Raw genomic sequence first — 1341 nt, forward strand, 5'->3', positions numbered from 1 at the left:
CACTTTCTGGGTAAATTACAAACGTCCAATTTCTAGTTCTTACATTACCTTGTGATGCTTTATTCACCATGATATAATTACCTCCGAATACAAGTTTATGCTGCCATAGCCACATGGCAGTATTTTTTTATCTATTTTTATGTTTTTTATCAAAATCTTGCAAAGCCAACGCAATTACCGCACTTTTTGAAACTCCTAAATATTTCGCCAATTCATCTAACTTTTCCGACATCTCATCTTTCAAAGTCACTTGCAATCTTTTACTCATAATTGTAACCACCTTTCAACTATTACAGTCAATAATACACAAAACAACATCATAATTCAATCGTTTATACACAAAAAGTGACCGTGAACAATGAACAACACTGGGGGGTCGTAGTACCCCAGTGTTGAAAACCTAAAGTCAAAACCCACCATATTATTACTTGTAATAGAATTTCCTTTTGACTTCACGATATCGAAAGTAATGATTTGGATTGGTTGTTAACTTGGATTAATCCAAGTTACAACTGCACCAATCGCCACTGAAGTGGCTATCATTATTTCTTTGTTCGTCAAAAGTATTTCTCCTATCACAAGTAATAATATGGTTTGGCAAGCTTCGTATTTGCTAGCCACTTCATTCGCTATCGCTCATTTCGTTCTGCAAATACCCTTGTTTGGGGGTAAACCCCCAATCCCCCTTTTTTGCTAAAGCAAAAAGCTAGCCATAATGGCTAGCTAATTCATTTGTTATCTTTTATTCTATGTCTTCTAGATTTTATAAACGTATTTATAGCAAAAGTACCATTATCAGCCAACAAAGGGAACCAATCATCAAATCTATGCTCCATAGCATAAATCCATAGTTCTTCGTATTCTCTTATATCATTTTCAACTATAAAAGAAGTCATTTCTTTAAACATCTCATATCTGCTTGCAGACGTCGGTTTTAACATCTCTAGAATATCTGCTCCACCATGAGCAATCATATCTTCACGATCATACTGATATTTCTCAGGATTATCCATATGCAACATATATCTAACAAGACCTTTAGCAGAACCACACCTTTGTGGAACAGTCGCATTTATTCTTTCAGTCAATTCTAATATCTGATTATAACTTTTAACCCCATCATACATAACCAATATATGCTTATGAGCCTTTTTTATCTCTCCATTTGGATTAGTATCCTTATCATGTAATGGAGATTCAACCCATTGTATATGTTCATCATCTAATATATCTCTCCAACCTTCAGAAACACTTTCTGGGTAAATTACAAACGTCCAATTTCTAGTTCTTACATTACCTTGTGATGCTTTATTCACCATGATATAATTACCTCCGAATACA

General features: G+C 34.2%; 2 protein-coding genes. Both read right to left on the minus strand.

What is annotated here, in order from left to right; genetic code table 11:
* Positions 1-127 precede the first annotated feature (127 nt).
* Complete coding sequence (locus DVJ99_RS12890) at positions 128-268, minus strand: ribbon-helix-helix domain-containing protein (RefSeq protein ID WP_031917823.1); 141 nt, start codon at positions 266-268, stop codon at positions 128-130.
* Positions 269-728: 460 nt separating this feature from the next.
* A partial coding sequence (locus DVJ99_RS12895; protein WP_346426309.1) for a replication protein occupies positions 729-1341 on the minus strand: 613 nt, incomplete at its 5' end.

The organism is Staphylococcus sp. EZ-P03 (assembly GCF_003344575.1).
GTDB lineage: Bacteria > Bacillota > Bacilli > Staphylococcales > Staphylococcaceae > Staphylococcus > Staphylococcus simulans_B.